The sequence below is a fragment of the Lentzea sp. NPDC059081 genome (assembly GCF_042738015.1).
Lineage (GTDB): Bacteria > Actinomycetota > Actinomycetes > Mycobacteriales > Pseudonocardiaceae > Lentzea.
In genome coordinates this window covers 54,934-67,763 of record NZ_JBHYGW010000037.1, presented here as the reverse complement: position 1 = coordinate 67,763, position 12,830 = coordinate 54,934, and the positions used below count along the sequence as shown (strand labels likewise).

The window sequence follows — 12,830 nt, the reverse complement described above, 5'->3', positions numbered from 1 at the left end:
AAAAGCGTGGCCGTTTGACACCCCCATCTCGTTGCAGCGAGTGCTGTGGTGCGACTCGTGACGGGACCCCACCGCCGGCGCTCTTGGCTCAAAGCAAAGTGCTCGCCTTCGGCTTCGCTGTCAGCGCCTTAGTCCTGCGAACTGCCTGCGGAGCATTGCTGCTCCTACCAAGAGAAAGAACAGCAGCACCACCAGCGTGCTCGTGGAGCCGCCTGAGGAGCTCAGCAACGTCACGTCGATGTTGCCCACCAAGGTGATGCCGCAGTCCGCTCGTACCTTGTGGCGGCCCGGTTCGATGTTCGTGAACTTCACTGGGGAGCGGAAGTTGCCGTTGTCGTCGGCCGTCGTCCTGCCCACGTCCTGGCCGAGGGACTTCAAGGTCACGTTGGCGCCCTGGGGGCAGCCGGTGCCCATGGCCGTCAGGTCCTCGCCCGGCTGGATGTTCTCCTTGTCCAGCACCAGGACGCCTTCGCTGCCCGTGGGGATGCCCAGGCCGATGGTGGTCGAGGAGGGCGGTTGCGAGGACGAGGGCGTGTCCGTGGTCGTGGTGGTGGTCGGGGGAGTGGTGGTGGTCGTGACCACCGGCGGGCGCGTTGTGACGGGTGGGTTGGTGACCGGTGGGTTCGTCACCGGGGGGTTGGTGACCGGCGGCTTGGTCGTGGTGGTGACAGGGGGTGGCACGATCACGCGCAGGGTTGTGCCGCCGGTGCCGCACTTCGTGTTCGTCGACCTGGCTTCGATCTTGTGGCTGCCCGGCGCCGTGTTCGCCGGGACCGTTGCGCCCACCGAGCCGCTGGAGGCCGAGTTGGCCGTCGCGATCTGGGTGCCGTCCAGGGTGAAGTTGATGCCCACGCCCCTGCAGGTCACGAAACCGCCCCAGGAGATGGTCACGGGGCCGCCCGCTGTGGCAGGCTGCGGCGCCGCGGTCACCACGGGCGGCTGCTGGGCCATCGCCGGTGTGGTGCCCAGCACCGTAACACCGGCCATGATGGCCACGAGTAAGCCTGAAGACCGCATTTCAACTCCCCGGATCGAACCTAAGGTGCGCTAGTGAGACGTCGCTTGGCCGGTGCAGGTTTACTGCTGTGCTGCGGAATTATGCTGGCGCCGTCAACGGCGGCCGCGCAGGGTGGTTCCGTGCTGCTGGAGGCCGATGTGGACGGTAGACCGGTTGGAGTAGGCAACCTGGTGCTCAAGCCCTCGGAGGCGGCCAAGGTGTCCATCACGGTCCGCAACGGCACCGACACCGTGCAGCGCATCAAGACCGTGCGGATCAGCGGTACGGCGTTGGCGTTGACCTTCTTCACCTACGACACAACGGTTCCGTTCGACGTTCCGCCGCGGTCGGCCGAGACTCGGTCGTTCCCTCTTGAGCCGACTGATCTCGGGTCGCAGGCGCTCGGGTTGCTGCCGGTCACCATCGAGGTCGTCGACGTGCAGCGGGAGACCATCGCGTCCGTCGAGACGACCGGGGACGTCAAGGGGTCGCTGTGGTCGGTCTACGGGGCGTTCGGGCTGGGGGTGCTGGTGCTGACGGCGCTGTCGTGGGCGGGGGCGTTGCTCGCGCTCGCGCGGCGGCGGTTGCCGGCCAACCGGTGGCAGCGGGCGATGCGGTTCCTGCCGGCAGGGATCGGGACCGGGCTCGTCGCGGTGATCTCCCTGTCGGTGCTGCGGCTGGTGGCGCCGTCGCCCACGGCGGAGATCCCGTTCATCGTCGGGGCGGCCGCGGCGGCGTTCGTGCTCGGGTACGTGACGCCGCACCCCGGTGAGCGGCCACCGTCCTCACTGGACGCGGACACGGTGAGGATCCCGCGGTGAACCAGTCCAGCGTGGTCGCCGCCCTGCCGCAGTACGCCGTCGGGGACCAGATCGGCGAGGGCGGCATGGGGGTCGTCTACGGGGGTGTGCACCGGCAGCTCGGGCGGCCGGTGGCGATCAAGCGGCTGCCGCACGCGGTGGCCGAGGACCCGCGGATGAGCGAGCGGTTCGAGCACGAGGCGCGGTTGCTGGCGCGGCTCGACCACCCGCACATCGTGCCCGTCTACGACTACGTGCGGCAGCAGGGCGAGCACCTGCTGGTGATGGAACGGCTCGACGGGGGCACGGTCTGGTCGCGGTTCGCGAGCGACGGGCTCACGGCGCAGCAGTCGTGCGCGATCGTGCTGGCGGCGTTGTCCGGGCTGCACGCGGCGCACGAGGCCGGGGTGCTGCACCTCGACGTGAAGCCGAAGAACCTGCTCTTCACCTCCCAGGGCGTCGTGAAGGTGGCGGACTTCGGCATCTCCCAGGTCGTGTCGGAGGGCGCGACGCTCGTGACGCACGGCGGCGCGGTGCTTGGTACGCCCGCCTACATCGCGCCGGAACAGGCGATGGGCAACGCTTTGACGCCCGCCGCCGACGTCTACGCGACCGGCACGATGCTCTACGAGCTGCTGTGCGGCGACCTGCCGTTCGAACGCGGCGGCGGCCCGCTCGCGATGATCCAGAAGCGCGTCTACCAGGACCCGCGGCCGTTGCCGAACGTGCCGGAACCGCTGGCGGGCGTGGTCATGCGCAGCATCGCGCGCGACCCGCTGGCGCGCTACCGCAACGCCGAGACGTTCGCGATCGACCTCGCCGGTGCCGCGGGCCACCTGTTCGGCCCGGACTGGCTGGTGCGGCTGAACATGCCGGTGCACCTGGCGCCGCAGGTCTCGTCGTCGTCCACCCGCCGGTCGCTGCGGCCGGTCGAACGGGACACGGTCTCCCTGACGCAGCAACCGATCCGCGCCACGCTGGTCGACCCGGTCCCGGCCGCGCGCCTGAGCGGCAGCAGCACGCTGGTGCCGGCCGCGGAGGTGATCAAGCCGCCGTCGTCGCCGTGGCTGCTGTGGGTCGTGGCGGCGGTGACGCTGCTGGCGATGGTCGTCGTGCCGTTCCTGACCTCCGGCCGCGGGCTCGTCGAGGTCAGCCAGAACCTGGCCGATCCGGTGCAGGTGCCGGGGTCCCAGCTCGTGGTGAGCCTCGCCGGCATCGAGCTGGCGAACGTCCCCAGCACCCCCGACGGGTTCGTGCTGCCGGGCGCCGCGCGGTGGATCGTCGGTGGCGCGGTGACGGCCTCGGCCGACGGGCGCGAGTTCCTGCTCGTGTCGAACCAGACGCCGTGGCTGAGCATCATGGGCACCGGGTCGGCGTTGCTGCTGCTCTTCACGCTCGCGTACCTGGAGTCGAACCTGCGGGCGTTGCGACGCAGGCAGACCGGGGCGGCGGCGATGATCGCGGCGGTGCCGCTCGGCCTCGGCCTCGGGCTGGCGACGTGGCTGCTCACGTCCGTGCTGCTGAAGCACGAGCCGACGATGCCGACCGCGCTCACGTGCGCCGTGCTCGGTGCGGCGGCCGCGTTGAGCGCCTCGCTGGCCTCTAGTCGCGCCTGATCGCCAGCTCGAACACGTCCGCGAGCTCCTTCGCGTAAGCGGAGACGTCGGTGTCCGGCCGGGCCAGCAGCTCGGCCGGTGTCGCCTCCAGCGCCGCGATGATCGCCACGGCCATCACCCGCGGCGCGAACTCCCGCAGCTCACCGGACTGCTGACCCTCGTGGAACATGGTCTCGAGCTCTGTCAGCGTGCGCGCGTTCTGCTCCTCCGCCCACGTGCGGGCGTCCTCGGCGTCCCGGGCGGCCGCCGCGATCTGACCGATGGCGACCATCTCGGCCGGGTATTCCGCGCAGTAGTGGACGAATCCCTCGACCAACGCGCGCACGGCGGACACGTAGCCGTCGGCGTTATCGGTTCGTGCGGTCAGTGCGCGGTCCATTGAGTCGTGGACCGTCAGCATGACTTCTTTCATCAGCGCCTCGCGCTTGGCGAAGTGGTACGTGATCAGGCCGGGGCTGATGCCCGCACGCTGCGCGATCTGCACGAACGACGCCTTCGCGTACCCGGTCTCGGCGATCGTCGCGATGGTCGCGGCGACGATCTGACCGCGCCGGGCGTCCTCGATGAAGCTGCGCTTCTGGTCGCCCGACCGATTTTCTGGTTGCATGAACAGCATCCTAGTTGAGCAACTAGTCGGGGGGAACGATGATCAGTCGAAAGGTGTTCTTGCAGGCTGTTGCCGGTGCGGCCGCGCTCGCGAGCGTGGGAACGGGGCGGGCGTCCGCGGGACGGGCGTCCTCAGGGCTGGGGTTCCGCGGCGGCGTCTGTTACGACACCGGCGTCGTGCACGCGGTGGGGGACCCGTCGAGCCGGGTGCGGTGGAGCCGCCGGCAGCTGGAACGGGAGATCGGGCTCATCGCCCGCGACCTGCGCTGCCCGTCCATCACCGCGTTCGGCACCGACCTCGGCCGCCTCGCCGAGACGACGGAGGTCGCGTTACGGCACGGCATGGAGGTGTTCGTGCAGCCACGCCTCTACGACCACCCTCAAGACGAGATCCTCCAGCACATGGCGGAAGCCGCGCGCGCCGCCGAACGACGTCGGCACGGCGACGACATCACGTTCGTCGCCGGGTGCGAGCACTTCCTGTTCACGCCGGGCATCGTCCCCGGCGCGACCTTCCTGGAGCGCATCCAGAACATGGGCACGCTGCCGGAGTCCGAGTGGCCGCAGGTGATTCGGCGGTTCCGCGAGTTCACGGCACGGGCCGCCGAGGTGAGCCGCCGCGAGTTCGGCGGCCGGATCACCTACGCCGCGGCCGCGGGGCTCGACGCGCTGTGGACCGACTGGTCGTTGTTCGACGTCGTCGGCCTCGACTACTACGCCTACTTCGCGACCGATGCCGAGTACACGGCCGACTTCGACCGGTACCGGCGGTGGACCAAGCCGATCAGGGTGCTGGAGTTCGGCTGCTGCACGTTCACGGGAGCGGCCGAGGCCGGCGGGATGGGCTGGGACATCGTCGACTACGAGGCCGACCCACCGGTCGTGAAGCCCGGCTTCGTGCGCGACGAACGCGAGCAGGCCGAGCACGTCGCACGCATGCTCCGCGTGTTCGCGGCGGAGAAGCTGGACGGCGCGCACCTCTATTCGGTCATCACGCCGGACTCGCCGCACCACCCGACGAACCGCGATCTCGACTACGACATGGCGTCGTACAGCTTGCTCCGCACGGTCCGAGAGCGGTTCGACGACGACAACTCGCCGTACCGGTTGGAGCCCAAGCAGTCGTTCCGCGCGGTCCAGCGGTTCAATCGCTGACCACGCGCTCCTTGGGGAACGACGCCGACACCAGGAAGCCGCCGTCTTCGGTCGGTCCCGCCGAGAACTCGCCGCCGAGCAACGTGGCGCGCTCGCGCAGGCCGACCAGGCCGTGGCCACCGCTGGGCAGCGCCGACGACGGGCTGGACGGGGCCGTGTTGCGCACCTCGACCAGCACGTTGTCGTCGTACTGCGCGTCGATGAGCACCGTCGCGCTCGCACCCACGGCGTGCTTGCGGATGTTGGTCAGCGCCTCCTGCACAGTCCGGTACACCGCGCCGGAGACCGGGGACGTGAGGTCCTCGACCGGGCCCTTGAGCTGGATCTTCACCTCGAAGCCCGCGTCGGCGGCCAGCTCGGGCAGCTCGTCCACGCCTGGCTGGTTGTCCTCGGTGGTGCGCAGGACGGACACGAGCTGGCGCAGCTCGTCGAGCGTGCGCGTCGACAACGTGCGGATGGTGCCCGCGACCTGCTTGTGCTCGGCGTCCACGACCGCCATGCGCAGCGCACCCGCCTGCATCGCGATGAGGCTCACCTGGTGCGAGACGACGTCGTGCATCTCACGGGCGAGCTTTGCCCGTTCGTCCGCACGGATGGCGTGCGCGTGGAGCACCTGTTCTCTCTCGCGCGACTCCGCCAGCTCGGCGATGCGGGCGGACAGCTCCTGGCGCGCGTGGGCCAGCAGTCCGATCGCGATGGGCAGGCCCGCCACGAGGAAGCCGTAGATCGCCGAGTGGAAGTGGCCGGACGCCGGCCGTTCGATCAGCTCCTGCGGCGGCCAGGCCACGAACCGGCACAGCCAGACGAGCGCGGCCGCGAGCCCCGTCTGCCAGCCGCCGACGTAGCGGCGGGCGACCGAGTACAGGGCGATCATCGCGGCGAGCTGCGACCAGCCGACGAAGAAGCCGGGGATGGTCAGCACGAGCGTCACGAACGGGAACCGGCGGCGCAGCACCAGCGCGCCGACCGCGACCCAGTTCAGCCAGAGCTGGTACGACTCGACCGGCGGGAGGTCCGTGCTGGGGTCGGCCTCCATCCACAGGCCGAGCAACCAGACGTCCAGGACCGCGAGGAAGATCAACCCGAGGTCGACGAGCACCTCGCGGTAGTCGATCCGCCACCGGCTGGTTCCGGCCGCGGTCCCCTCCGACCGTCTGGCCGGGAGCAGCGTCGTGGTCAGGATCCGACCTCCCCTGTGAGCCTTCCGATCCTCACCGTACTGCGCATATGCAGCGGTTGGCATTGGCTGCCCCTTTACCCCGACCTGCCCCGTCAGGGGGTAAGACGCCCGCACACGCGAATCGGTACGCCGCTGCTCTCACATATGTGCTACCGCACACGTCCGTGCGGACGCGTGCGGTAGTCAAGGCACTACGGGGGAGGTACTACGGGCACGTCTTCCAGCTGAACTGGTAGGTCGTGTCGATGGCGCCGTCGGTCGAGTCCATCGAGACGAAACTGGTGGTCGTGGCCGTGTTGGACGTGCCGGGGTAGACCCGGAGCTCCGTGTTGATGTTGAAGTTCCGCTTCTCGCCGCACGGGTGGTAGACGATCGCGGCGATCTCGGTCGTGTCGGTGGCCTGCCAGTCGTCGCTGTGCGGGCCGTTGAAGCGGTGCTGTGCCGAGTCGTTCTGCGACATGCCCTGGAAGTAGTAGTTGGCCTTCTGGATCGCGTAGGCGCCGCGCTCCAGGTGCGCGAAGCCGCGGTAGTCGGCCTGGGCGATGCCGTAGGTGAAGCCCTGCGGCACGTTGACTCTCAGGTTGAGCTGGCAGTTCTTCCGGAACGCCGTGGGCGCCGCGCCGACGCCGACCTGCGCCAGGTAGTCGCTGTAGGTGACGGTGAACGCCTTGTTGTCCTCGGACACCGCGACGGCGGCCGTGCCCGCCGGGCAACCGGAACCGTTGACGGTGACGATGTCGATCGTGATGTGGTCGGGCGGCGGGGTCTCGTTGGGAGCGCCACCGGGTGGGACGACGATGGCCGAGGCGAGCAGGGCAGCGGCTACCGCGTTGAGCATGGGTGCACCTTTCCGACGCATCTCGCGGGATGGGGCGGCGGCGGTGGAATCAGAAGGCGGCGGCCTGGGTGGAAATCAGCAGCGCTTCCACGAGAAGTGATAAAGAGTGCGCACTTCCCCGCGCGTGTAGTCCATCGCCAGGAAGCTGTTCGCATTGGCGTCCGACGTTCCCTTGTCCACGCGCAGCGAGCTGTTCACGTTGAGATTCTTCTTCTCGCCGCACGGCGCGTAGACGATGTCCGCGAACTCCGTTCGATGCGTGATCGACCAGTTGTCGTCGAACGGTCCGGTGAAGTTGTGCTTCCAGGTGTTGGTCTCCGACTGGCCCTGGAAGTAGTAATTCACCGACTGGTACCCGGTGGCGCCGCGCTGGAGATACCCGTACCCCGCGTAGGTCGCCTCGGCGATGCCGTACGTGAAGCCCTGCGGAATGTTGATCTGCAGGTTGAGCTGGCAGTTCTTCCGGAAGTCCGCCGCAGGGGCGCCTTTGCCCGCCTGGGCCAGGTAGTCGCTGTAGACCACCCAGAACGAGGTGTTGTCGGAAGAGACGACCACCTCGGCGGTGCCCTGCTTGCACCCGGAACCGTTCACCGTCACCACGTCGACCGTCACCCGTTCCGAAGGAACCGCTTCGGCGGCGTGCGCGGTCGTGGGCGACAATGTGAACAGCACGGCCAGAGCGGCTGCTGCCGTCGCTTTGCGCATGAAGTTGGCCTTTCCTGGTGCCTTTCTCAGCGAGGAGCGGCAGCGGTGCCGCGAAGGTTAGCGCAGAGCCTCAATCAATGGTGTGACCCAAATGGACCATGTCATCCTGATGGAGCAGTCAGTGGAGAATTGTCGAAAATCATCGGGCACCTGGTGCTGAGGGAACGAATAGTTTCCGGCATACTTGCACGCATGTCGCAAGCTGGGCTGGTGCTCGTGGTCGAGGACGAGGACCCCGTGCGGAGGTACACCGTCAGCCTGCTCGAGGAGCTCGGCTTCACAGTCCTGCAGGCCAGCGACGGCGTCGAGGCGATCGGGATCCTGCGCGCCCGCAGCGCGGAGATCAGCGCGATGCTGCTCGACCACAGCATGCCCGGCCTGTCCGGCGAGGAGGTCCTGGCCCAGCTGGAGCGCGAGGGCCTGACCGTGCCGGTGGTGCTGACCAGCGGCTACGACCGCACGTCGCTGGAACGGCGGTTCGCGGGGCACGAGATCGCGGGGTACCTGCAGAAGCCGTTCCGGATCGAGACGCTGGACGAGACGGTGCGGGCCGCGGTGGGGCGGCGGGCGCAGGCGTCGTGACCGGCGGCGCCGGGCGGCGGTGGCGCAGGCTGGTCGGGAGCGGGTCGCGGCCGGCGTGGCGGTGACGGGAACGGCGAGTGGGCTGGCTGGGCGGCCGGGGCGGGCTTTCCGCTGGCTGAGCGGAACCGGGCGCCGCACCGGACCTGGCGCTCCGCCTTCTCGACCGCGGCGCGGGTCGTGCGTGACGCAGCTCGAACTCGCCGCGCCGGCCGTGGTGACGCGGCCCGTGCCGGTCAGTGGTCGGCGCGCAGCACCTCGCGCACCCGCTCCAGCAGGTCCGACTCCGCGTACGGCTTGGTGATCAGCACCTCGTCGTCGAGCACCTCGTCCGTCGTGTACCCGGACATGTAGATCACCGCGGGCGCGACGCCGGTCGAGCGCAGCAGCCGCACGAGCTCCGGGCCGCCCATCTTCGGCATCACGACGTCGGTCAGCACCAGGTCGATCGTGCTGCGGTGCGCGGTGGCGAGCTGCAGCGCCTGCTGGCCGTCGCCCGCCTCGACCACCGCGTAGCCCGCCGTCTCCAGCGAGCGGCGGGTCATGGTGCGCACCTGGGCGTCGTCCTCGACCAGCAGGACGGTGCCGACGCCGCGGTGGGTGGTGGGGCGGCGCGGGTACGGGGCTCCGGGGGTGCCGCCGTGCTCCACGGGCACCGGCAGGTAGACGTCGACGGTCGTGCCCTGGCCCGGTGCGCTGGTCAGGTCGATCTGGCCGCCCGACTGCTGCACGATGCCGAACACCGTCGACAGGCCGAGGCCCGTGCCCTTGCCGACCGGTTTGGTCGTGAAGAACGGCTCGAAGACCTGCGCCTCGACGTCCGGGGCCATGCCGGCGCCGGTGTCCTGGACGCGCAGCACGACGTAGTCGCCCGGCCGCACGCCGACGATCCGGCCCGTGTCGCCCGCGCCGATCCTGGCGTCCTCGACGGACACGCGCAGCACGCCGCCGTCGGGCATGGCGTCGCGGGAGTTGACCGCCAGGTTGAACAGGATCTGCTCGACCTGGCCCGCGTCCGCCCACACCCGTGCGACGGTCGGCGGCAGGTCCACCTCCAGCTCGATGTGGTCGCCGACGAGCGTGCGCAGCATCGAGTGGACCTTGGTCAGGTTCTCCCTGAGGTCGAGCGACTCCGGGTGCAGGACCTGCTGGCGGGTGAACGCGAGCAGCTGCCGCGTGAGGTTCGCGGCCCGTTCGCCCGCGTGCCGGATGTCCTCGATGGCCGTGCGGCGCGGGTCGTCGGGGAGCGTGCGCCGCAGCAGCATCTCGCTGTTGCCGTTGACGACCGTGAGGATGTTGTTGAAGTCGTGCGCGATGCCACCGGTCAGCCGGCCGATGGCCTCCATCTTCTGCGCGTGCCGCAGTTGTGCCTCGGTCTCGCCGACGCGTTCCTCGAGCCGGGCGCGCGCGTCCTTCAGCTCCTGCATCAGGCTGATGCTGCGCAGTGCGCTGCTGAGCTGCTGCTGCACGGCCTCGTACATCCAGCCGAGCTCCGGGCCCTCCTCGAAGATGACGTACCCGAGGTGTTCCTCGTCGGTGTACAGCGGCGCGACCAGCGCGCTGAACGGCTCGCTCCGCCGGAACGGGTACGGCGTGAGGTTGATGGCGGGGAACGGAGTGTCCGGAACGGACTTGAGCTCTCCGTCCTCGTAACGGACGAGCGCGCGCGCCGTGCCAGGCGTGTCGTACGCCATGACGTGGCAGCCGGGGATGCCGAGACGGGGGAGTTCGTGCGTGAGGGCTTTCGTCAGCTCGTCGACGTCCCGTGACGCGATAAGCCGTTGTCCCGCTTGACGGATCGTCTGGTCGTGACGTTCGTTCGAGAGATAGGTGAACCGTGCGTCCGTGGCGAACGCATCGCCGACGAGGAGCTGCACGCGCAACCACAGGTCGTTGATGACCGCCACGTCGTTGATGCGCGTCGTCACGAACCGGTGCAGGTCGAACAACGGTGGCCACCAGCGCGCCGCTTCGCATCCGGCGCGCGCACTCGCACGGATGTACTCGGCCAGCAGCCGCAGGAACTCCGCGCCCTCGACCTCACCGCGCCCGGCCGCCATCAGCTCGACGATCAGCTGCTCTGCCCACCCGTCCGGCAGCGCGTCGGACGACTGCCCGAGCGACTCGCGCAGGTGGTCGGCCACGGTGGACGCGGTCGCCGACTCGGACAGCGTCAGCCGGCCGTGCGCGGGCGCGTGGTCGCCGAGGCCCGACGGCAGGCAGCCGCACGAGCGCCGCACGATCAGCTCGGTCGGCATCGTCTGCAGCGCGGGCGTCGGCTCGCCGCGCACGAGCGCCAGCGCCAGCCCCGCCGCCCGGAAGCCCATCTCGTGGAACGGCGCCCTGACCGTGGTGAACGCCGGCGTCGCCGCGTCGATGTTCACGTTGCGCAGCATCCACGACACCGGACTCCCCGTCACGAAGCCGAGGTCGTGCGTGCGGACGTTGGTGTGGTTGTCGTACCCGACGACCGCGATGTCCTCCGGCGTCCGGAAACCCAGTTCCTCCAGTGCGGACACGACTCCGCTGGCGTAGTCGTCGTTGGCGGCGGCGATGGCGTCCGGCGGTTCTTCCACGGTCGCGATCAGCTTGCGCACGGCCTCTGCCGCCGTACCTGGATCCCAGACGAACGATCCGTGCGTCGTCACGAGAGAGGGGTCGATCGGGATGCCGTGCTTGCGCAACGAGTCCATATAACCGCGGAACCGATCGTGCGCACCCGCGTGCGATACCGGCCCTCGGACGAACGCGATCCGCCGTTTGCCGTGCACCTCGATGAGATGGTCGACGGCTTGTTCCATGCCGTGGCGGTTGTCCATGACGATGGTCGGCCACTGCCCGAGAGTCGTCTCCACACTCACCATCGGCATGGGCGCGTAGCGCGACATGTACTCCGGCAGGCCTTCGCCGACGAGTTGGCCCACGCGTGTAGACCACACGACGAGTGCATCGATACGGTTCGTCGAGATGAGGTCGAAGACCGTGTTGGCCCGCCGTTTGTGCGGATCGGGGTGGTTCATCTCGCTGCCCACGAAGCAGACGAGGTCGCACCCGAAGTGCCGGGCGCCATCGCTCACACCACGCCACTGCTCGCCCGCGAGCTCGATGAGCGGGCCAGCGGTGATCATCCCGATGGTGGGCCGTCGCCTCGCACTGCCGTTTGCCACAAAACCCCCGCTACTCAACGCGTTTCGGGATGATACGCGTTGTCGGGGGGAATGCCCGCCGTGTCGCGTGGGGGATCGGTGAACGCCGTGCTGGAAGGCCTGGCCGCGAACCCCGCCCTGCCAGGTCATCTGCTCGACCGCCTGGTGACCGTGCCGTCGCTGGGCTGGACCCTGGCCTCCCGTCCGGACCTCGGCCCCGAGCACGTGCGCGCCTTGCTGGAACTGGACGATCCGTCCGTCGTGGCCGAGTTGTTGTCACGCGGCCGTGTCGTGCCGTCGGACGTGCACTCGTCGGACCCGGCGGTCCTGCTCGCGCTCACCGCGCACCCGGACTGCGACCCCGCATTGGTCCGTTCGCTCGCACTGCATCCCGCCGCTCGGCGCAGACTTCCCGCCGTCGCACGGGTCTTGCCCGCCGACGTGCTGGAGCTCCTGGCCGCCGATCCCGAGGTGGCCGCGGAAGTGGCCCTGCACCACGCTCTCCCGCCCGCGCTGGCCGAGTCGCTGAGCCGGCACCCGGCGCCCGAGGTGCGGGAGGCCGTGGCGTCGAGCCCGCACACACCCGCCGCGGTGCTGACGCGTCTCAGCGCCGAGGACGCCCTGGCCAGGTCACTCGCGCGCAACCCGGCGACTCCTGCCGCGGTCGCGGCCGGGTTGCTGCGCCACCACGCCGCCCGGTACTTCCTGGCCTCCCGCACCGATCTGCCGGTCGAGGTGTACGAGCAGCTCGCGTCGGAGATCGAGCCGGGAGTCCTGCTGGAGCTCGCCGCCAACCCCGCCGTGCCCGAGGAAGTGGCACGTCAGCTGAGGAAACCCACGCGCACGAGTCCGGCACCGGTTGTTCTTGATGTGTCGTGCTCGCCGGAGTCGTTGCACGACATGGCTTTGAGCGGGGACGTGGAGACTCTTCGTGCCATAGCACAACATCCGGCCGCGTGGGGCGAGACTTTGTTGCTGTGCCTGGGGGATCCACGGGCCAGGCACTTCGCCGCCGGCCACCCGAACCTGCCGGCCGGCACGATCGCGGAGCTGCTGGAGAGCGCGTTCACGGCGGGTGCGGCGGCCTCGAACCCGTCACTGCCCGTCACCGTGATGGAGGAACTGGCGGGCGGCGGCAAGCGCTTTCCTGCTCTGTCCTGACGATGCGTCATCGCCGTTCGGCCGCCTGGAACCGTTGTGGGCGAACC

11 protein-coding genes are annotated in these 12,830 nt (G+C 69.5%); 5 read left to right on the top strand and 6 right to left on the bottom strand.

Annotated elements, in window-relative coordinates:
* Positions 1–120: 120 nt before the first annotated feature.
* On the bottom strand, positions 121–1,017 hold the full coding sequence (locus tag ACFWV3_RS41390; protein WP_382419424.1) for a hypothetical protein: 897 nt from the start codon (positions 1,015–1,017) through the stop codon (positions 121–123).
* Between the two features lie 81 nt (positions 1,018–1,098).
* Here ACFWV3_RS41390 and ACFWV3_RS41385 point away from each other — a divergent pair, with 81 nt between their 5' ends.
* Both ACFWV3_RS41385 and ACFWV3_RS41380 read left to right on the top strand, forming a co-directional pair.
* Complete coding sequence (locus ACFWV3_RS41385) at positions 1,099–1,818, top strand: hypothetical protein (RefSeq protein ID WP_382419423.1); 720 nt, start codon at positions 1,099–1,101, stop codon at positions 1,816–1,818.
* Positions 1,815–3,413, top strand: coding sequence for a serine/threonine-protein kinase (locus ACFWV3_RS41380; RefSeq protein WP_382419422.1), 1,599 nt, complete (start codon positions 1,815–1,817; stop codon positions 3,411–3,413). Before ACFWV3_RS41385 ends, ACFWV3_RS41380 begins: the two co-directional genes overlap by 4 nt.
* Here ACFWV3_RS41380 and ACFWV3_RS41375 read toward each other — a convergent pair.
* Positions 3,400–4,020: a TetR/AcrR family transcriptional regulator gene (locus tag ACFWV3_RS41375; RefSeq protein ID WP_382419421.1), complete on the bottom strand. Its 621-nt coding sequence runs from the start codon at positions 4,018–4,020 to the stop codon at positions 3,400–3,402. The two genes, ACFWV3_RS41380 and ACFWV3_RS41375, sit on opposite strands and share 14 nt — an antisense overlap.
* Positions 4,021–4,058: 38 nt before the next feature.
* Between ACFWV3_RS41375 and ACFWV3_RS41370 the strand changes: the two genes are divergently transcribed.
* Positions 4,059–5,174, top strand: coding sequence for an abortive phage infection protein (locus ACFWV3_RS41370; protein WP_382419420.1), 1,116 nt, complete (start codon positions 4,059–4,061; stop codon positions 5,172–5,174).
* On the opposite strand, the gene ACFWV3_RS41365 is transcribed toward ACFWV3_RS41370, so the two are convergent.
* The 3 genes from ACFWV3_RS41365 to ACFWV3_RS41355 form a co-directional block, all read right to left on the bottom strand.
* Positions 5,164–6,417, bottom strand: coding sequence for a sensor histidine kinase (locus ACFWV3_RS41365; protein WP_382419419.1), 1,254 nt, complete (start codon positions 6,415–6,417; stop codon positions 5,164–5,166). The two genes, ACFWV3_RS41370 and ACFWV3_RS41365, sit on opposite strands and share 11 nt — an antisense overlap.
* A gap of 142 nt (positions 6,418–6,559) precedes the next feature.
* Positions 6,560–7,192: a DUF4360 domain-containing protein gene (locus ACFWV3_RS41360; protein WP_382419418.1), complete on the bottom strand. Its 633-nt coding sequence runs from the start codon at positions 7,190–7,192 to the stop codon at positions 6,560–6,562.
* A 75-nt stretch (positions 7,193–7,267) separates the two neighbouring features.
* Positions 7,268–7,897 carry a DUF4360 domain-containing protein gene (locus ACFWV3_RS41355; protein ID WP_382419416.1) on the bottom strand — a complete coding sequence of 210 codons (630 nt, stop codon included), beginning with the start codon at positions 7,895–7,897 and terminating at the stop codon, positions 7,268–7,270.
* A gap of 192 nt (positions 7,898–8,089) precedes the next feature.
* Between ACFWV3_RS41355 and ACFWV3_RS41350 the strand changes: the two genes are divergently transcribed.
* The gene (locus ACFWV3_RS41350; protein WP_382419415.1) at positions 8,090–8,479 is read left to right on the top strand and encodes a response regulator; all 390 of its coding nucleotides are present in this window, start codon (positions 8,090–8,092) and stop codon (positions 8,477–8,479) included.
* 233 nt (positions 8,480–8,712) lie between these two features.
* Here ACFWV3_RS41350 and ACFWV3_RS41345 read toward each other — a convergent pair whose 3' ends face one another.
* On the bottom strand, positions 8,713–11,604 hold the full coding sequence (locus ACFWV3_RS41345) for a substrate-binding domain-containing protein (RefSeq protein WP_382419414.1): 2,892 nt from the start codon (positions 11,602–11,604) through the stop codon (positions 8,713–8,715).
* A gap of 117 nt (positions 11,605–11,721) precedes the next feature.
* Here ACFWV3_RS41345 and ACFWV3_RS41340 point away from each other — a divergent pair, with 117 nt between their 5' ends.
* Positions 11,722–12,783 carry a hypothetical protein gene (locus ACFWV3_RS41340; RefSeq protein WP_382419413.1) on the top strand — a complete coding sequence of 354 codons (1,062 nt, stop codon included), beginning with the start codon at positions 11,722–11,724 and terminating at the stop codon, positions 12,781–12,783.
* Positions 12,784–12,830 lie beyond the last annotated feature (47 nt).

Bases quoted from the DNA above. Each gene is read 5' to 3' on its own strand.
- ACFWV3_RS41390 (WP_382419424.1), bottom strand. From the start codon at position 1,017: ATGCGGTCTTCAGGCTTACTCGTGGCCATCATGGCCGGTGTTACGGTG.
- ACFWV3_RS41385 (WP_382419423.1), top strand. From the start codon at position 1,099: ATGCTGGCGCCGTCAACGGCGGCCGCGCAGGGTGGTTCCGTGCTGCTG.
- ACFWV3_RS41375 (WP_382419421.1), bottom strand. From the start codon at position 4,020: ATGCAACCAGAAAATCGGTCGGGCGACCAGAAGCGCAGCTTCATCGAG.
- ACFWV3_RS41370 (WP_382419420.1), top strand. From the start codon at position 4,059: ATGATCAGTCGAAAGGTGTTCTTGCAGGCTGTTGCCGGTGCGGCCGCG.
- ACFWV3_RS41365 (WP_382419419.1), bottom strand. From the start codon at position 6,417: ATGCCAACCGCTGCATATGCGCAGTACGGTGAGGATCGGAAGGCTCAC.
- ACFWV3_RS41360 (WP_382419418.1), bottom strand. From the start codon at position 7,192: ATGCTCAACGCGGTAGCCGCTGCCCTGCTCGCCTCGGCCATCGTCGTC.
- ACFWV3_RS41355 (WP_382419416.1), bottom strand. From the start codon at position 7,897: ATGCGCAAAGCGACGGCAGCAGCCGCTCTGGCCGTGCTGTTCACATTG.
- ACFWV3_RS41350 (WP_382419415.1), top strand. From the start codon at position 8,090: ATGTCGCAAGCTGGGCTGGTGCTCGTGGTCGAGGACGAGGACCCCGTG.
- ACFWV3_RS41345 (WP_382419414.1), bottom strand. From the start codon at position 11,604: ATGATCACCGCTGGCCCGCTCATCGAGCTCGCGGGCGAGCAGTGGCGT.